The organism is Malonomonas rubra (assembly GCF_003247215.1).
Lineage (GTDB): Bacteria > Desulfobacterota > Desulfuromonadia > Desulfuromonadales > Geopsychrobacteraceae > Malonomonas > Malonomonas rubra_A.
On record NZ_QKAP01000006.1, the window covers coordinates 1 to 18226 of the forward strand.

The following is an 18226-nucleotide window of genomic DNA, read 5'->3' on the forward strand; positions in this document are numbered from 1 at the left end:
ACAACAGCCAAAACCGGGATAGTCTCAACATGAAAGCTGCAATACTGATTCTAAGCGACAAGGGCGCCGCCGGGCAAAGAGAGGACGCCAGCGGTCCGGCCATTCGCACCTGGCTGGCCACCAATGGCGTGGAAACCATCATAACCGACATCATCCCGGATGATTTTCCGATCATTCAAAGAAAGCTGGCCACCTGGTGCGACGTCGCTCTCGCTGACCTGGTTATCACCTGCGGCGGAACCGGTGTTTCGCCGCGAGACGTCACCCCGGAAGCGACCAAAAGTATCATCGAAAAGGAACTGGTCGGTTTTGGTGAACTGATGCGGCAAAAAAGCCTGGCAATTACTCCCATGGCGATTCTTTCGCGCGGGACAGCGGGCATCCGCAACAACTGCCTGATCATCAATCTGCCGGGGAGCCCGAAAGCCGCGGTGGAAAACCTTGCCGCGGTCTGGCCGGCAATCGATCACGGGGTGGCCAAAATCAAAGGGGATCCATCCGACTGCGCCGGAATTCACCTGCCGCGGAAAGGTTCGCCTCCGGTCGTATCCTTTGCCGGCTATTCGGGGAGCGGGAAAACCACCCTGGTCACCGAAGTCATCAAACAGTTGACCGGCCAGGGCTATAAAGTCGGTGCCATCAAGCATGATGGCCACAGCTTCGAAATCGATCGCCCGGGGAAAGACAGCTGGAAAATGACTCAAGCCGGGTCAGCCATCACCTGTATCACCGACAGCAGCACCCTGGCGATGATTAAAAATCAGCAGTGCGCTCCCAGCGTAGACAGCATTGTCTCCGATTATTATTCCGCGATGGATATCGTCATTGTTGAGGGATGGAAAGAGAGCGCGCCGAACAAAATAGAAGTTTATCGCTCAGAGGTCGGCTACACGCCGCTCTCGCAGCAGGAGAATGCCGAGAACTTTATCGCTATTGCGACCGATTGTGACCTGCAGTCGTCATTGCCGCTGTTTGACATCAACCAGCCACAAAAGATCACAAATTTTATCGTCGAATCCTACCTGCAACCGTCTCAGCAGCACCTTCATTGAGAAAGGAAGAAGTGGATACGACAGCGAAAAAAAGAAGGAACAAACACGACAAACTTGGAATCATTGCCGACCGGCCCTACTGGATGGTCTATGTTTCGCTCGCTTCCCGCGCCGTTCATCAGATCGGCGCTGCCGTGTTTCTGGCCACCTACATCCTGAGCCCGGACAATACCCACGCCTGGAAGGTTTCCCTCTTGGTCGCCGCGATAAGCGGATTTCTGCTGCTCGGAGTTGAAGCAATCAGACACCGGCAGTTTTTACGCGAAGTTTTCGGACTGACCACGATTTTCAAGCTGGTCCTGGTCGGCTTCGCTCACCACGGCTGGTTGCCGGCGATCCCCAGCGTATCGGTGGCATTCCTTATCGCCTCGCTGGTTTCGCACGCGCCGAAAGCAGTTCGCCACAGGCTGATGTTCTAACGAGCGCAGGCCCGTTTCCGGCTCTCAACCGGCTGCCTTGCGCCCCTTTTCGCTCACCAGCCAGATGCCGCCGATAACCAGCAAGGTGCCGACCATCTGTAACAGCGAAACGGCTTCGTCCAGCAGCAGCCAGCCGAAAAAGATCGTCAAAACCGGGCCGAGACTGCTGATCAGCGCCGCCGGAGAGCTGCCGATACGGCGCACCGCTGCGGCCAGGGCGAGAACCGGCATAACGGTGGAGAAGGCTGCCATCACCAATGCCAGCAGGTAGATCTGCCAGGGTTGAATCAGGTTGCTCAACGGGTGTGTGAGCAGAAAGTGAACCAGTGTGGCCAGGGTGGAAACGATCAGGGCCAGGCAGGCAAACCGGGAAGATCCATATTTGGCGATCAGATGCCGCCCGCCCGAAAGGTAAAATGCGTAACAAAGTGCCGACAGGAAGATGAATCCGCCGCCGAGCCAGACATTCTTCTGCACACTGGACGCGCCCATATCGTGGACGAAAGCCAGACCGATCCCCGCATAACAGATCAGCACCGCCAGCCACTCATAGCCTCTGATTTTCCGGCCGGAAAAAACCGCATCAAAAAATAGGGTCAAAAGAGGAAAGGTAAAGAGGATCACCCTCTCCAACCCGGCGGAGATGTAAACCAAACCGAAAAAATCAAACAGGCTCGCGCCGTAGTAGCCGACAGCTCCAAGGATGATGATGACCGCTACGTCACGGGAACTTAGCTTGGGTGCGCCCGCTCCTGACGACCGGTAGAGCAGTAAAAACAGCGGCAGCGCAATCAGCATCCGCAGCGACAGTAGGGTCACGGCGTCGACCGGAACCTGTTGCGGCAGCGCGTAAGCGATCTTGATCAGAATCGCCTTGAAAGAGAAACCGAACGCGGAAATAACTGCCAGCCAGACGCCGAGGCGATAGTTGTCCGCGACAATCCCCGCGGTTAACTTCTTCCAGAAGCAACCGTCCCTATCAGCTCCGATGTCAGCATGTCCGTTCAAAACTTCATATCTACTTTCACCACTGCGTGCGGATATTCCTGCTTGATCGTCTTTCCCATGCTCACTCAGCGACAGGATATAGCCCCTTCTCACGGGCAAACAAGCGGGACAGCCCCAACAACGTATCTATCTCGGGCGTAGCGACCCCAACCTTCAAGCCGATTTCGCGGACACTCGCCACCAGGGCATCGAGTTCGAGAGAGCGGCCCGCCTCGACATCCTGCAGCATCGAGGTTTTAAAAGCTCCCAGCAGCCGGGTCACGGCGTTGCGCTCCTCCCCGGTCTGACTGATGGGATAACCTATTTTCGCTCCGATTGCGGCCGCCTCCACCATAACCTTGAGGCAGAAACGATTGACCAGCGGGTCATCCAGTATTTTGTCGCAGGTCGCTCCGGTAAGCGCCGAAACCGGGTTCATGGTCATATTCCCCCACAGCTTGTACCAGATGTCACGTTGAATGACCGAGCTCGTTTCGATCTCCATTCCAGCCCTGTCCAGCAAATCCGCCAGGGCATGCAGGCGTTTCGAGTCCTCGCCGTCCGGTTCGCCGATAATCAGCCTCTTGCCGAAGATGTTGTGCACGAAGCCGAGACCATTTGAGGTAAAACTGCCGTGGACAACTGCTCCGACTATCCTGTCGGCCGGAATTGCCGCTGATATCTTCCCCGCCGGATCGACGGAGTCCAGCTGCAGACCAGCATACTCGCCGCCCGTCCCTTGGAAAAACCACCAGGGAACGCCATTCATCGCTGTCAGCACGATCGTTTTCGGGCCGATCAGCGGAGCGATCTTCTCCGCAACCTCAACCATCGACTGCGCTTTCACCGCTATGACCACAAGATCCTGCAGCCCAAGCTCAGCCGGGTCATCTGAAGCAGTGACCGATGCGCTGATAATCTCCTCGCCCATCTGAACACTCAGCCCATCGGCCTGCAAAGCTTCCAACGTGGCGCCGCGAGCGACCGCGCTGACCTCACAACCTACGTTGGCCAGCAAACCGCCGATGAACCCTCCGACCGCGCCGACACCATAGATGCAAACTTTCTGTATCATTTCCATTCCACCTTTTCCGGCCGGGTTGATTCTGCAAAGGGCCGCGGACCTGATTTTGCAATCATCGTACCCTGATCAAAAGGAAAAAATACAACTGAAGAGTAACGGAACGGTGAGGTCGCGTTCCCTTGCCAGCAGCCTAAAAACGAGCGGCATTTCACGCGCTGGCCAGCGGCGTAAGCGAAGGACACCGCCACCGCTCCGTCTCAATATGAGACAACCAAGCTGCCGCGTCTCAAAAATGAACACCCAGAGCGTACAACCGCTCAACGCCGCTAATTCTACCGTCCGGCAACCATCTCCGCAGGTTTTAGCGTCCTCCACGGCAGCCTTTGCAGCATGGCATGATCCTTGCCAATTTCTTCCATTAACGCGGCTACCGCGCTCACCATACGCGATCGAACAAGGATTGGCGATGTACCTATCGAAAACCGGCATTCAGACTTTTTCCCAAACAAAGTTTCCTGCCGCCGTTGAAAAAATATCGGCCGCGCCAGCCGGAAAAGCCAGACAAGGGGCCGAGCACAGCGACAGCGATTCTCCGGCCGGAAGGATCCGGCTGGATGGGTCGATTACCGGGGTTATCCTGGCAGGTGGGCAATCGAGAAGGATGGGCCGGAATAAAGCCCTCCTCGACATGGGGGGCATCCCGCTGATCGAAAAGACCTATCGCACCATGGCGAAGCTTTTCTCCGAAGTCATCCTGATCACCAATACTCCGGAGGAATATGCGTTCCTGAACTGCCGCTGCCAGCCGGACATCTATCCCGGAGTCGGCTCCATTGCCGGACTCCATGCGGCGCTCAGCGCCAGTCATACCGAGCGGATTTTCGTTGTGCCCTGCGACATGCCGTTGCTCAGCCCCGAGTTGATCACCCTGCTGTGCCAAACCGACCCGACCTACGACGCCGTCGTTCCCTTCAGCCGGATGGGGCTCGAACCGCTGCACGCGCTCTATCATCGCCGCTGCCTGCCGCAACTGGAACGGGCCATCAGAACCGGAGACATAAAAATACAAAACGTTCTGCAGGATATTTGGACCTATTTTCTGCCGGTATGCGCCTATCGCCATATCCCGGATGCGGAACATTCGTTTCAAAATATCAATCGGCCAGAAGATTACGCGGCTCTCGGAATTCAGCAAACGGAGCCGTCGATCGTCTCATCCCACGAGTTCGGAGCCCAGTGAGCCAATGCACGTACTCGACTTCAAGACCAAACAAACTCTTAAGCGATTCGCGGAGGAATGCACCTCATGTGGACTCTGTTTTGAAGAGTGCGACGTCCTGACAAAACTGAACCTGTCGCCGGCGACAATCGCACAGATTCTTTCCAGCAGAAAAAAATACTCGGCAAACCTCGTCGCAGCGGTGCAAAGGTGTTCTCTGTGCGGGCTGTGCAGCCACAAATGCCCTTTGGGTCTGGCCCCCGATGAATTGATGCTGGCCGCGCGGCAGATGCTGGCCGACGGCGGCAGCGTCGATGGCGACGATTACAGGTTGCTGCACGTCGATCAGGAGCATCATCTTTTCAGCCTGTATCGCACGACCTGGCAGATCGATTATCAGAAATTCCACCTGTCCCGCAGTCCGATTCTGTTTTTCCCCGGTTGCACCTTGGCGAGCTACTCACCACGGCTTACCAGGACTGCCTTTTACTGGCTGCAGCAACAAGGCATGAATGTCGGTCTGAGCGAAGATTGCTGCGGTCTGCCGCTGGAATGCATCGGCCTGTCCGAGCGGCATCGACAACACCTCCAGCGCCTGAACGCGGAGTTCACGAACGCCGGGGTCAAGCAGATCGTCACCGCATGCCCCAACTGCTACTACCACCTGCAGGGGAAATTCCCCGGGATGGAAGTGACATCTCTTTACCAGCTGCTGGCAGACGCCGGAATAAAGATCGCTCCACGGGATGGCACTGTCACCGTGCATGACTCCTGCCCCGATCGCCATAGCGGAGAAATCGGCCGCTCCATGCGCACCCTGCTAGACGGCAATGCGCTCGTCGAGATGCCCCACAACCGAGAGTCGACGATCTGCTGCGGCGCCGGCGGGATCGTATCGATAGCCGACCCGGAGCTGACCAACCAAAGAGCCGCAACTCGGCTCGAAGAGGCCCGGCAAAGTGAGGCAACCTACTGCGCCAGCGCCTGCATGGGCTGCGTCAAGCGGCTTGAATCAGCGCAACCAAAGCTGCCGGCAAGCACAGTCGATTCCCGGCAGACCGGGTTTGTCCAACTGCAAATCGTTCACATCCTGGAGCTGGTCTTCAATCTCCGCCTCAACCACAAAGAAGTCCAACAGCGGCTGGAGCAGATGTGGCAAGGCGATCTGGGTGAACGCAATATGCAACTGTTGTCTGAGGATCAGGAAAACCAAACGGTCGCTTAGTCTTCGTAAAGTATCTCGCTTTCCAGCGTGGGAGCCATTCATGCAACACCGCACCACAAAAACCAACTGTCGCCTCTGCAGCTACCTCTGTGGCCTTGAAGCCAGGATTGTCGATGAGCAGATCGTCGAACTGCACCCCGACCCCAGCCGCTACCCCTACGATGCGGGGATTGTCAACGGCTGCGCACGCTTCCATAGCAACCTGGAATTTCTCAACCACCCCAAGCGCATCAACTACCCGCTGAAACGCTCGGCGGAGCGAGGCGCCAACAGCTGGCGCAGGATCAGCTGGGACCAGGCGCTGGATGAAATCAGCGACAAACTGCTGCGGCTGAAAGCCCGTTTCGGCGCGGAAACACTTGCCACCGCGATCGGTGGCCCGCACACGACCTTCTGGCCGCTGCACCGATTTATGAACCTGTTCGGCAGCCCGAACAACGTCGGCATCGGCCAGATCTGTTGGAACCCGTCGATCTGGGTCAACAGCCTGACCTTCGGCTGGCCGCTGGAGAACGAAATCGACCCGGAAAAAACCGAGTGCGCCATCCTCTGGGGCGTCAACCCGTCGGAGTCGGACAACTCGCTGTTCTGGCGCCAGGTGCTGGCGTACCGGCGTACCGGCAAACCGTTGATCGTCATCGACCCCAGGGAAACGCGAACCGCTCGCCTGACCGAGCATTGGCTGGCGCCGATCCCCGGTACCGATGCCGCCCTTGCGCTGGGGCTGCTGCACGTCATCATCAATGAGAACCTCTACGCACAGCAATTTGTCGACAGCTGGTGCCACGGTTTCGACCAGCTCAAGCAGCAGGTTGTCGACTACTCACCGGAGCGGGTCGCCCAGGTGACAGGATTGCCGGCAGCAAAAATCATCCAGGTCGCCCGAACCTATGCCAGCGCAGGCACTGCTTCGATCTTTCACGGTCGCGGCATCGACCAGATCGGCGCCAACAGCATTCAGGTTCATCGCGGAATCGCCTGTCTTAAAGGGGTGACCGGCAACGTCGACCGCCCAGGCGCTTCGCTGTTGTCCGATATGCCGGAATATATTCCGGAAATCGATCTGGAACGGACCGACCTGCTGCCCGCCAGTCAACGGGAAAAACAGCTCGGCCGGGAACGGATTCAGCTGCAAACCTATACGGGTTACGAGCTGCTGACCCGCTACACCCTGCAGCACGGCAAACAATTGCCCGCCCGCTACCTGACCTCGGCGCAACCGAATCTGGTCTGGCGCGCCATGCTGGAAAGCCGCCCCTATCCGATCCGCGCCCTGGTTGTCAGCGGCAGCAATCCGCTGATCTGTCAGGCCGACAGCCAGCTGATCGGGCAGGCGCTGCAGAGCCTCGACCTGCTGGTGGCCCTGGAGCTGTTCCCGAACTCGGTCACCTCGCTGGCGGATTACATTTTGCCGATGGCGGGCAGCCTGGAGCGACCGGTGCTGCAAACCAACGCCGGGGTTGCCAATATCGCCTACGGTGGACCGCAAGCGATCGTTCCCCTCTTCGAACGCCGCTGCGACTTCGATTTCTGGCGCGAACTGGGGCTACGCTGCGGGCAAAAGGAATACTGGCCCTGGGACGACTTCACCGCCAGTCTGGACCACATTTCCACCTCCCTCGGCATCAGCTGGGAAAACTTCTGCGAGACAGGCCTTTACGCGCCGCCGCCGCAATACCACAAACACCAGAGCTATCAGGCAGACGGCCAGCCCGGCTTCGCCACGCCCAGCGGTAAAATCGAGCTTTACTCCGAAATCCTCAATCAGGTCGGCAGCTCCCCGCTGCCGTTCCATCAGCCGCAGGCTGAACCGTCGGCGGAGTTTCCGTTACTGTTGATCACCGGCGGCCGCAAGCAGCCCCACTGGGCCTCTTCTTTCCGCTGGTTGAAAAGCCTGGAAAAACCGGGAGCAGTCCCGGAAGCCGAAGTCAGCCCCACCACCGCAAAGGCATTGGGCCTGGCGGAAGGGCAACTGGTGACCGTCGCGACCCCGCACGGCGAGGCGACCTTCACTTTGAAAATCATCAACATGAAAGACAACGTGGTCAACGTCGATTACGGCTGGTGGTTTCCGCAACAATCCCTGGCCGCACCGGAACTGGGTGGCGCTTTTGTCGCCAATGCCAACAACCTGACCACCGCCGCTTTCGAGTCAGCAGACCCGATTCTGGGGCAGTGGACCTACAACCGAATCCTTTGCCGCCTAGCCCCTGCTCTCGCTGCCGAGCAGGCAACCATCAATGCCGATCAACCCGAACAGGTACTCGCATAAAAAGGAGTTTAACGATGAGTAACATGAAAAACGCCCTGATTTTCTTTACCAAGGTTCCGACCCCCGGTCTCACCAAAACCCGCCTGACCACGGAACATGGTGGCATCTTCACCCCGGAAGAAGCCGCCGAACTGTACCGCGCCGTCATGCTGGATACGGCCGAAGTCGGTTTCCGCGCCCTTGAGCAGGGCCGCGAGCAGCAAGCCGGGCGCAAAGTACGATTTCGTCATCAGCGCGACCCCGGAGCATGACCACCCCCGGCTGAAAAAGATTTTCGACGATATCGATCAGCGCAATATCGATCTGAAATTCATTGCCGATCAGGGCCAGAACTTCAACGAGCATTTCAACGATGCTTTCCAGCAGCTCTGGGCGCAAGGCTACGATGCCGCCGTCGCCGTCGGCGGCGACCAGCCACAGATGACGACCGCCAATATCATGCAGGCGTTCCACTGGCTCGACCGTTTCCAGCAGTCGCACAACAAAGGCCTGGTCCACTGTCCCTGCCAGGCCTGCGGCGTTTCGCTGGTCGGCCTGACCAAAGACACGCCGATGGACTTTGACGGCGTGTTCTACAACGAAGCCGGCGTCTCCGCCCTCGACGCCATCATCGACATCTGCAACGATAAGGAGATCCCGGTCGCCGCGCTCGAAACCGTGGCCGACATCGACAACGTCGAAGACCTCGCCCATGCCCTCAGCCTGGCGCACTCGCAATCCTACACCGCCCAATTCCAGCCCGAAGTCGTGGTGCCGCAACGCTTCATCAACTGGGCCAAAAATACCGGTCTGACGGTCACCACTCCGCCGAACACCGATCATGACCCCCGGGAGTTAATCGATGCCTGATGTCCAGATATCAGCCGAACAATGTACCGGCTGCGGCATGTGCGTCAACTTCTGCCCGGTCGATGTCTTCCAGCTCGGCAGCAACGGCGGGAAAAAACTGGCCGAGGCGAAGACCCCCTCTGCCTGCTGGGCCTGTGACACCTGCGTCGGCCAGTGCCCGACCAATGCGATCCGCATCATCGAAAGCGCGGAAGAAGCCGCCGAGCGAGAGGCAACCTTCAAGCCAACGGCACCGCCGCTCGACCCGGCCAAGCGGCAGCAGTATCAGCAATGGCACGAGATCCTGACGCGAACCCTCGGTCTGCGCTGGAACCCGGTCGCCATTTCCCTGATCGGCAAGGACCAGCCGTTGCCGGCAGTGCCGATGCCGCGGGTGAAATTGCGCTACTGCCAATCGCTGATGATGGCGCGCCGCGGTAAGTCGGTGCTGATGCCGGCGCAATGTCACGCCTGCCCGGACGGCACCCACATCCTCGGCTTGACGGAAATTCCGCCCAAACTCGCCAGCGGTGAGATGTACCTCCATTTCAGGAAACTGGCCTCGATGGACGCCGCCAAGCAGATGATCAGGGAGCGGCCGCGCCTACCGGAGAAATCGACCCTGGCGACGCTGGTCAGTCCGCTGAAGGATGCGCAGGTCACCCCCGATGTCATCGCCGTTATCGCCAAGCCGGAGCAGTTGATGTGGCTGACCATGAGCGCCTCGTACAGCACCGGCAAACGCTTCGAGTTCAAGGTCAGCGGCTACAATGCCCAGTGCGTCGAGACCACCTTGCTGCCCTACACCACGCAGCGCTTCAACCTCTCCCTCGGCTGCTACGGCTGCCGCGCCAGTTCGGATATCGGCGACGAGCTGATGTTCATGGGCATCCCACGTCAGCAACTGCCCGAACTGATCGCCGGGCTGCAGAAGCTGGGAGAGAAAGCCATCGGCGATTCGCGCAACAAAATCTACCTGCCGCCGAATATTTGATCGACAAAAGCGCCCCAGGGCAAACACTGTCCGGGGCGCTGCCGTGTCGAGCCCAAGGAGGACACCGTGCAGCTGAAAATAACCGCCAAAGCGCAAAAAATTATTATGGAAAAAGGGGGGAATGCCACCGTCAGCCTGATAACCCAGGTGTGTTACAGCTGAGGCAGCGCTCAGTCGCGAGACACCCCGTCCGTGCGATGGGGCCTGCCTGAACCGATACGCGTTGGCGAATACGAGCTGCTGAACGTTGAGGGAATGGCGATATATGTTCAGCGTGCCATCAAAGGCTTCGCCAACGCCCGCATCGACGCGGTCACCGGCGGAATCGGCACGAAGCTGATATTTTTGGGATGTCCCGGAAACAAATAATATGTTTTGCGCACGCAACCAGGCCGCAGCCGTTGCGTCCGTCTTCAGGAGGTTTCCAGCATGTCGCGACGGGGCGTTGCGGTTATTGCCGCGGGGTTTTGCACGCTGTTCATCGCTTTCGGGATCCGCTATTCCTACGGCTTGATCCTGCCGTACATGCTCACCTCCCTGGGCATATCGAAAACCGAGGCGGGGATGATTTTCTCCGCTTATTTCGTTACGGCGACCAGCCTTTCCCCATTCTTCGGTTTCCTTTGCGACCGCCTCGATAGCAAACACATCCTGACAATCTTCGTGGCGATTCTCGGGATCGGCGCCCTGCTGATGTCACAGGCATCAAGCGTCCTTCAGGCCGCGCTGTTTTTCGCCGTCGCCGGGATCGGCCATTCGGCTTGCTGGGCGCCCGTGGTCACGGTCGTGATGCGCTGGGTCAAGCCGCAGCAACGCGGCTTCAGCGTCTCGGTTGTGGATCTTGGAACAACCGTGGGAATCGCCACCTGGAGCTTGCTGATTCCGGTCATCATCGCCAACGGCGGCTGGCAGGCCGTTTGGGTCTGGTTGGGGATCACGGCCCTAGCGGTCGCCGCGCTGAATTTTCTGTGTATCAAAAGCCACCCGCCGACGCCGGCAATCCCCCAGCCTGCCGCCCAGCCGGCGGGGCCAGCGCCCTCCCTGCGCGACACCGCAAAAACGATTTTCCGCAATGATCGCTTTTACCTGATCGGCTTCTCTTACCTGCTGATCAGCTTCTCCATCCTGATCCCCTTTACCTTCATGACCAGCTTCGCCATCCAGAATCTGACCCTGGGCTATGCTGTCGCCAGCGGCCTGCTGGTGGTTATCGCGGCCTCCGGGGCGATCGGCAAACTGGCCCTGGCCTATCTGTCCGACCGCACCGGGCGGATCAAGATCATGATGCTCTGCGGTTTGCTGACCGCAACCGGCGCGGCCCTGATGGCGTATGCCAACGGGTTTGCGGCGCTGCTGGCGGCAGCGGTGTTCTTCGGCATCGGCTACGGCTCGCTGTGGGCGATCTATGCGGCGTCGGCCAGGGATCTGTTTGACAAGCAGTGCGCTGGCGCGATCATCGGTCTCTGGACCCTGTTTCACGGCGTAGGTTCGGTGTTTTCTCCCATCCTTGGTGGCTGGCTTATCGACACGACCGGCGGCTATTATTGGGCTTTCATGCTGGCAGTTGCCAGCTCGCTACTGGCCAGCCTGATCCTGTTACCGTTGCTGCGAACCGAAGCGATGGTGCGGGCCGAAGCAATGGCCTGAAGTGTCAGTCCCTAAGCAACTTGACGATGGCTTCTGGTGAAAATCACATAAAAAGCCTCAGCTCATGGCGAGTCGGGGCTTTTAACTTCTTGTTTCATATCTCCAGATATGTGAGCTAAATTGGTCCCGAAATGAGCCTCAAAACTCGAAATATTTGAGACAACTTCCTTCTAACAAAATTTCAAAGGATTTACGAAAATCGGTTTTGGCCGGAAGCGTGGCGACAAGGGGAAGAAGTCCGCTTGTGGACCACATTGTATTTTCAGAATTGCTAATAAAACACAACAAATTATTTAAAATTGTAGGGGCGAGTCACTCTGATGTTTTTGTTCTCTGTTGGTCTCGTTCTTCAATAAGTTGCTGTCTGCGTAATTGACATATAAGTACTGGTTTTCCATTCAACAATCGATACATCCGATAGCCACAATTACCGTAGCCGCTGCAAGCGTGACATTTTAAATCCTTTATGTCAAAACCATCATGATCTTCTGGTTTGAGCTCGAAGTCTTTTGGAACTTTGCGTTTAGACATGAGTTTAGTCCTCCTGAGTGGATGCAGCCGGCGCCATCACTTTCTTTCCGGTAACACAGCCGCCGGTAAAGGCCACTTTTTTCACGAGCGCATGCCCGGTTAGCGCAACACCGGTATTTTCATCACCATGCACAACATTTATGACGCCCGCCGGCAACCGGGACGCCATTTTTTTCAGTAGTAGAGTCAAAGCAAGCGGTGCGTTGGGGGAAGGCTTCACGACAATGGAGCGGTCATCAGCGCCGGGGCCAACTTCGTCATGGTGAGGACCACGGGCATATTCCAGGGCACGATAGCGACGACAACCCCTTTGGGATTTTTTTCAACACTTATCCAGCTGACCTCGTCCTCGCTCTGTTCAGGCTGCATGAAATCGGCAACGACCGCCGCATATATCTCCCCAAAACCGTAGCCGGCGATAAAATCCATGTTCGCTTCGCTCAGAAGGCCGCCATGTTCCCGCACCAGCAGCGGCGCAAGCTCGGGGATGGTTAATTCTAACTCATCCGCCGCCGTCATGACTTTCGCGATCCGCTCCTCGGCGAGCAGTTTTCGCCAACGCAAAAATGCCTATTGGGCGGCCTACACCGCCCGCTCGACATCCGCCACCGCGGCAACCGGGGTCCACCCCACCCGTTCTGTCAATCTGCCGGGGTCATGAATATCGGTATAGTTTTTAGCCGGAACGTCGCAATTATCGATCAGCAGATTGACATCAACTCCTCGGTACTCTTCCATCTGGTTTATCCATCTCTTTTCGTGGGGGAAGATGTTTTCAAAAACGAGTCAAGTGACCAAACCAATCCAGCACGCAGCAACTGTTCCACCGTAGCAGACACCATTTATATCGCCCGCCGCAGCCGGATATTGGCCGCTGTCGGCATCAGCGGACACGCTTTCCCGGCGCAATGGTCGGCGCCGACAAACTGTTCGCAATAGAACGGCTCTCGTGCCTGGATAATACCCTCGGCCAGTTCCTGCGAAATCACCTCCGCCTCCTGTAAAGCCAGCCAGCAATCGCGCTGGCAGCAACGGGCAAAGGGGTACGCGGCGATCTTCTCGGCCACCCGGATGACGATTTTCTGCACCTGCTGACGCAGTTCACCGGTGAAGGGGGACGCCTGCAGGATAACGGAGAAGGCGATGCCGACCCCGACCGCCGCACCATCGATACCGAAGAAGGAGCAGCTCCCCCCCGGCACCTGGGTGCCGCGCTTGATCCCGGTGATGATCTGCTCATCGCTGATCTTGCCACCGTTGTTGCGGTAGGCCGCCAGCAGAATCCCCGGGATCATCGGGTGATGATGCGGCCCGTGGGTCGGAAATTCCGGCCGCTCGCGCAGCTCTTTGAAAATGGCGAGCACGTCTTTTTCCTTGGTGGTCAGGCAAACCTCGCGGATGCTGTCCGCGGCCGCCTGGATATGGCATTGGTCGCAGACGAAATGTCCCTGTTCGCAAGCACACTCTACCCGCTCCCGCTTGCCGCAATAGTGACAGGTCAGCTCCCGCGGCGAGGTCAGAATCGTCAGCGGTTCGCCGCACACCATACAACCCGACTTATGTTCACTCTCGACCTGCGGCCGCTCGCAATCGCACTGGGACTGGGAACCGGAATCGGGCAGGCAGCAGCAACTCATCTCCTGCTCCAGGTTGGTCACCTGCCCTTTTTCGTCGAGCAGCATCACCTCCGTGCCCATCTGCAGCTTCTTCGGCAAGGCTACGGTCGTGCTGCAGCCGCGCTGAATCAACTGGCCGTCGTCGGTCACCACGCCGGCAAAGGGTCCGCGGTAGAGCAGGCGGGTCTCCTGCTTCTCCCCCGGCTTGAAGGCCATATAGGTCAGGGAGTAGAACGGGTAGCCTTTGATCTCGCGATAGAGATAGCGCTTGACGATGCTGATGTTCTCGAAACCGAAATCGTTCAGGATGCCGAACAGGTCACGTTCGTGCAAAGCTCCCCCGATGCATTCGCCGCGCAATTTCTCGTTCAGCTTGATTTCCAGCGGCACTTCGGTGTTGTGCACGACATCGGAGATAAGCAGCCGTCCACCCGGCTTGAGCACGCGGAAAATCTCTTTGAACGTCTGCCGCTTATTGAGCGCCAGATTGATAACGCAGTTGGAGATAATGACATCGCTGCAGCCGTTGTTCAAAGGCAGCTGTTCAAGGATGCCTTTTTTGAATTCGATATTGTCATAGCCAAGCTGCTCGGCCACCTTGCGCCGCGCCGAGTTCGCCTGCGCCAGCATGGTATCGGACATATCGACCCCGTAAACCTGCCCGCGCCGGCCAACCTGTTTGGCGGCGATGAAACACTCCACGCCGGTGCCGGAACCGAGGTCGACCAGCGTCTCGCCCGGCTGCAGGTTGCAATCCATCACCGGGCTGCCGCAACCGTAACTGCGCACCCGCGCCGTCTCCGGGATATGCTCGATCAACTCGCTGGCGTAATGCACCGGGTTGACGATATCCTCATTGACCTCCTCGGCCGCCTGCGAATAGAAGGAGCGGATCGAGGCGTGGCCGTCGCCGTCCGACAGGGAGAGAACACAGTTGGAGTGGGTGAAGCAGACCGAATTGCCGCTCTCGTCGCACTCGTCGACCCGCTCGCCCATGCGCGCTCGCAACGACAGCGTCGGTCGGTCAGGAAACTGCACAGCCTCGCGGGCGATCAGATAGAGGGCCATGTCGCGATAGAGGGGCAGATAAGGATCATTGCCGACGAATTCCCGCGAGGAGAGGTAGCTGTGGTCGATATCGCCGCCTCCGAGCAGAAACCGTAGCGGGTTTTCTGCCAGCTCCGGGCTGTCGAGCAGCGACAGCGAACGGATCCGCTCCATCAGCGGGCTGAGGCGCCAGACCTGGTTCAAGCCGTCGCGCAGATGGCCGCAACGCAGATCGTCCTCGAAAACCATTGCCGGGGTCGGGTAGATCGCCCCGTCCGGCCCGACCGCCAGACTCTCCCAGCAGGCGTTGTTGAGGTCGATGCGGATGCCGCTGAAATTGAACACCTGGCTCTGCATGATGCTGAAGTTATCGATGCCAACCCCCAGCAACGCGGCTTTTTCATAGGCATGCCGGGCGCTGCGGAAAATTTCCTGGGGCGGAACGAACAGCTCGTGCCCCGCCTTCCCCTTGAGGAACAGCCACATGAAATGCAGGTTGGCAATCCCCCGCTGCGCGGCGAAGTCGACCGCGGCGCTCATTTCGTGAACATTGTTGCGGTTGATCGACATCGACAATGACGCGGACAGACCGATGGTTTTCAGCCACCGCAGGTTCTGCTCCAGTTCGGCGAAGCTGCCGCTGCCCCGCAGGGCGTCATGATTGCCCTGCATACCGTCGAGGCTGATCTGAAAATGCAGCCGGGCGCGATCCTGCTGCCGCAACCAGCCCTCATATTTGGGCAAAGCCCTGCCATTGGTCAGAATCGCCAAGTGGGCTTCGGCATCGTTCAGAATCCGTTCGCTGGCCGCGGTGAAATCGGGGTGCACCAACGGCTCGCCGCCGGTGAAATAGAACACACGGCAACCCTGCTCGCGAGCCTGGTCGATCGCCGAGAACAGGTCGGCGCGCGACAGCTCGGCGCAATCCCCTTCTCCCGAAGTGAACAGGCAATGGCGGCAGTTCATGTTGCAGCGATTGGTGATGTGCAGCCAGCACTCTTTGAGACTTTCCAGCTGTCGCACGGCCGCGCGCCCGGCGTAAGGAGCTGCGCTTTTCGGTTGCAGCCGGTCGATCAGCTGAGTCAGTTGCAACTGCGGTGACAGCTCCCCTTCGCCATGGCCGGCGAGAGCACGTTCGATGGCGGTTGCCGCTGCGCTCGTCGGCACAAACCAGTCCGGCGCATGCGGATTGACGTAGATTGGCGTTCCCGCAAAATCGATGCGCTGGTAGCTTGAGGAAAAATCCGCCCAGCTGCTTCCCTGTTTATTCATCTTCATGATCTTCTCGCTTTCAAAAAACGGCCGAATTTCACCGTACCCTTCGCCCTGGCCAGAAACTAGGCGACCTGCGACGCGTAACGGAAGGTCGGCTCCGGCCGGCCGGGTTGCAAACAGCTCAAACTCTCTTCGGTCACGTCGATGCCACGCAGTTCGTTTGCCAACGTCTCACGCACAATTTGCTGCAACTGCTCAGGCGCGGTCTGCACCCGGGCGTTCAGCGTCATGGCGGCGGCAGAACTCTGCGCGACAGTGCCGCGAATCCTTGGCTCTTGTTCAGACTCGGTCAAGTTCGCAAAAAGCGCCTGCGAACCGCTTTCCAGGATCAACTTGACATGCCCGATCGGTGCGTTCCGTTCACCAAGACTCTGCTGCAAACCGGCGATGATTTTTGTTGCCAGACCGCGCCAGTCAGCGTTTGGCGCACGCAGGGAGAAACGGGCGTTCAGCCAGCCGAGGACCGCTTCGCCTTCGGCATAGCGGTCGTAATCGACCTTTAGCAACTTGTTGCCGGCATCGGTTTTGTTAGTGACGACATCAAGCCACGCATCCAGACCAAATCCCCTTTCCGCGCTCAGCGTGCAAACCAGGGCGGCAGGGAATTCCCGTTTGACCTGCGCGACCAAGTCACTCACCATCTTCATCGTGAACAGATCGGTTTTGCTGATGGCGATCAGATCGGCTTCTTCCAACTGCTTACGGTAGATATAGGCGGCACTGTCATGCAGCCCGGCGGTTTTCCCGGCCAGAATTTCCGTGAGCTTGAAGGGATCGGCCAGCACCGTCAGCGGGCTGATCTTCAGTTCCCCTTTAAGTTGATCCTTGAGCGGCTGAATGATGGTTGCCGCCAGGTCGGTGCAGCTGCCGACCGGTTCAGCGATAAGAATATCGGCGGCAAAGTTTTCCTTCAGCTCAGCCATTGCCCGCAGCAGCCCTTTAAAATTGCAGCAGAAACAGCTGCCGCTGACTTCGCTCACCCCCACGCCCAGGCGTGACAACAGACTGGTATCGACCAGATCGGGGGCCTGATCATTGGTAATCAAACCCACTTTCAAGCCACGGGAGGATAATTGCTTCGCGGCTTCCCAGAGCAGGGTCGTCTTACCTGCCCCGAGAAAGCCTCCAACCAAAATTAAGCGACAAGACATTTGCTGATCTCCAGTTATTGTTTATGGCTACTGCCGCAGATTCGGGTGGGAACCTGACTCATCGCGGGCTCAAGTAGATGGACAAAGAAAAGCGCTGCCAACTGGCCGCCAATAACCGGCGCCAGCATATAAACCCAGAAAAAACCGCCGCAGCGATCGGGAAAGGCGGCATCCCCCCAACCCGCCAACCAGGCAATGATGCGTGGTCCCAAATCACGGGCAGGGTTGAGACCGGCCTGGGTCAGCGGCGCTATCAGGCAGATCACCAGGGTGACGGTCAGGCCGATGAAGACCGGGGCCAAGGCGCTATCGGGACGTCCGATGTTGCAGCCTTCGGTCAGGGCAAAAATCATCAGCACCAGCAAAAAGGTGCCAAGCGCCTCGGCGCACATCGCCAGAGGCAGGGAGACCACGGCAGTGCTGCCCGGATTCGGATAGTACTCGCCGAAAATCATTGCCAGCTGGGTCGATTCACTCGAACCGCGCACGATGCCGTAAGCCGTTTCAAATGCAACAATGGAAGGAGAAAACAGCAGATAAATCACCAGGCCGGCGAGCAGCGCGCCGAAAAACTGCCCACAAAGATAGGACGGCAGCTTGCGGGGCGACATCCGACGCCCCAAAACCATGGCCAGGCTCACCGCCGGGTTCAGGTGCGCACATGACAGGTGCCTGGTCAGGTAGATCGCCAAACCGACGCCGATTCCCCACACCAGAGCAACCTGCATCAGCCCTTGCAGGGAACCGAACAGCACCGATATGGCAACGGCCCCACAGCCGAACAGCACCAGCACAAATGTTCCGAGCAGCTCGCCCAGAAATCCCCGAGAAACACGCATAAAACCTGCCCTTTTACAACCTGATAAACAGAAGACCGTCCCCAGGCGAAAGACACAGATCACCGTGCAAAGGATGCAAAGGATTGCCCGATGTGAATTC

19 protein-coding genes are annotated in these 18226 nt (G+C 58.2%); 10 read left to right on the forward strand and 9 right to left on the reverse strand.

What is annotated here, in order from left to right:
* Together mobB and Q7J88_RS00155 are read left to right on the forward strand one after the other, a co-directional pair.
* Nucleotides 1-1052: molybdopterin-guanine dinucleotide biosynthesis protein B (mobB, locus tag Q7J88_RS00150; protein ID WP_303720124.1), on the forward strand; the 1052-nt coding region annotated here is incomplete at its 5' end.
* The gene (locus Q7J88_RS00155) at nucleotides 1049-1471 is read left to right on the forward strand and encodes a hypothetical protein (RefSeq protein WP_303720125.1); all 423 of its coding nucleotides are present in this window, start codon (nucleotides 1049-1051) and stop codon (nucleotides 1469-1471) included. The genes mobB and Q7J88_RS00155, both read left to right, overlap by 4 nt.
* Before the next feature lie 24 nt (nucleotides 1472-1495).
* Here the strand turns inward: Q7J88_RS00155 and Q7J88_RS00160 are convergent, their stop codons facing one another.
* Nucleotides 1496-2479, reverse strand: coding sequence for a DMT family transporter (locus Q7J88_RS00160; protein WP_303720126.1), 984 nt, complete (start codon nucleotides 2477-2479; stop codon nucleotides 1496-1498).
* A 61-nt stretch (nucleotides 2480-2540) separates the two neighbouring features.
* Nucleotides 2541-3533: a 2-dehydropantoate 2-reductase gene (locus tag Q7J88_RS00165; protein WP_303720127.1), complete on the reverse strand. Its 993-nt coding sequence runs from the start codon at nucleotides 3531-3533 to the stop codon at nucleotides 2541-2543.
* Nucleotides 3534-3948: 415 nt separating this feature from the next.
* Here Q7J88_RS00165 and Q7J88_RS00170 point away from each other — a divergent pair, with 415 nt between their 5' ends.
* The 8 genes from Q7J88_RS00170 to Q7J88_RS00205 all read left to right on the forward strand — a co-directional run bounded on the left by Q7J88_RS00170 (nucleotide 3949) and on the right by Q7J88_RS00205 (nucleotide 11667).
* Complete coding sequence (locus Q7J88_RS00170; RefSeq protein WP_303720128.1) at nucleotides 3949-4722, forward strand: molybdenum cofactor guanylyltransferase; 774 nt, start codon at nucleotides 3949-3951, stop codon at nucleotides 4720-4722.
* Between the two features lie 4 nt (nucleotides 4723-4726).
* Nucleotides 4727-5926: a (Fe-S)-binding protein gene (locus Q7J88_RS00175; RefSeq protein ID WP_303720129.1), complete on the forward strand. Its 1200-nt coding sequence runs from the start codon at nucleotides 4727-4729 to the stop codon at nucleotides 5924-5926.
* A 40-nt stretch (nucleotides 5927-5966) separates the two neighbouring features.
* Entirely contained in the window at nucleotides 5967-8198 is a 2232-nt protein-coding gene (locus tag Q7J88_RS00180) for a molybdopterin-dependent oxidoreductase (protein WP_303720130.1), read from the forward strand.
* A gap of 14 nt (nucleotides 8199-8212) precedes the next feature.
* On the forward strand, nucleotides 8213-8449 hold the full coding sequence (locus Q7J88_RS00185; protein ID WP_303720131.1) for a hypothetical protein: 237 nt from the start codon (nucleotides 8213-8215) through the stop codon (nucleotides 8447-8449).
* The gene (locus Q7J88_RS00190) at nucleotides 8379-9047 is read left to right on the forward strand and encodes a DUF2064 domain-containing protein (RefSeq protein ID WP_303720132.1); all 669 of its coding nucleotides are present in this window, start codon (nucleotides 8379-8381) and stop codon (nucleotides 9045-9047) included. Before Q7J88_RS00185 ends, Q7J88_RS00190 begins: the two co-directional genes overlap by 71 nt.
* The gene (locus tag Q7J88_RS00195; RefSeq protein WP_303720133.1) at nucleotides 9040-10020 is read left to right on the forward strand and encodes a DUF169 domain-containing protein; all 981 of its coding nucleotides are present in this window, start codon (nucleotides 9040-9042) and stop codon (nucleotides 10018-10020) included. The genes Q7J88_RS00190 and Q7J88_RS00195 overlap by 8 nt, the downstream gene beginning before the upstream one ends.
* A 192-nt stretch (nucleotides 10021-10212) precedes the next feature.
* Nucleotides 10213-10389: a hypothetical protein gene (locus tag Q7J88_RS00200; RefSeq protein WP_303720134.1), complete on the forward strand. Its 177-nt coding sequence runs from the start codon at nucleotides 10213-10215 to the stop codon at nucleotides 10387-10389.
* A 60-nt stretch (nucleotides 10390-10449) separates the two neighbouring features.
* Nucleotides 10450-11667, forward strand: coding sequence for a nitrate/nitrite transporter (locus Q7J88_RS00205; RefSeq protein ID WP_303720135.1), 1218 nt, complete (start codon nucleotides 10450-10452; stop codon nucleotides 11665-11667).
* 312 nt (nucleotides 11668-11979) lie between these two features.
* On the opposite strand, the gene Q7J88_RS00210 is transcribed toward Q7J88_RS00205, so the two are convergent.
* From Q7J88_RS00210 to Q7J88_RS00240, 7 genes are all read right to left on the reverse strand, one after another.
* A complete protein-coding gene (locus tag Q7J88_RS00210; RefSeq protein ID WP_303720136.1) occupies nucleotides 11980-12198 on the reverse strand; it encodes a hypothetical protein in 219 nt (72 codons plus the stop codon).
* 4 nt (nucleotides 12199-12202) lie between these two features.
* Nucleotides 12203-12418: an aldehyde dehydrogenase family protein gene (locus Q7J88_RS00215; RefSeq protein WP_303720137.1), complete on the reverse strand. Its 216-nt coding sequence runs from the start codon at nucleotides 12416-12418 to the stop codon at nucleotides 12203-12205.
* Nucleotides 12415-12762 (reverse strand): aldehyde dehydrogenase family protein, encoded by a 348-nt coding sequence (locus Q7J88_RS00220; protein ID WP_303720138.1) that lies wholly within the window; start codon nucleotides 12760-12762, stop codon nucleotides 12415-12417. The genes Q7J88_RS00215 and Q7J88_RS00220 overlap by 4 nt, the downstream gene beginning before the upstream one ends.
* An 18-nt stretch (nucleotides 12763-12780) precedes the next feature.
* The gene (locus Q7J88_RS00225) at nucleotides 12781-12936 is read right to left on the reverse strand and encodes a hypothetical protein (protein ID WP_303720139.1); all 156 of its coding nucleotides are present in this window, start codon (nucleotides 12934-12936) and stop codon (nucleotides 12781-12783) included.
* Nucleotides 12937-13040: 104 nt separating this feature from the next.
* Nucleotides 13041-16139, reverse strand: a complete 3099-nt coding sequence (locus Q7J88_RS00230; RefSeq protein WP_303720140.1) for a DUF5714 domain-containing protein — start codon at nucleotides 16137-16139, stop codon at nucleotides 13041-13043.
* Between the two features lie 59 nt (nucleotides 16140-16198).
* Nucleotides 16199-17287 (reverse strand): GTP-binding protein, encoded by a 1089-nt coding sequence (locus tag Q7J88_RS00235; RefSeq protein WP_303720141.1) that lies wholly within the window; start codon nucleotides 17285-17287, stop codon nucleotides 16199-16201.
* 14 nt (nucleotides 17288-17301) lie between these two features.
* Entirely contained in the window at nucleotides 17302-18126 is an 825-nt protein-coding gene (locus tag Q7J88_RS00240) for an MIP/aquaporin family protein (RefSeq protein WP_303720142.1), read from the reverse strand.
* Between the last annotated feature and the right edge of the window lie 100 nt (nucleotides 18127-18226).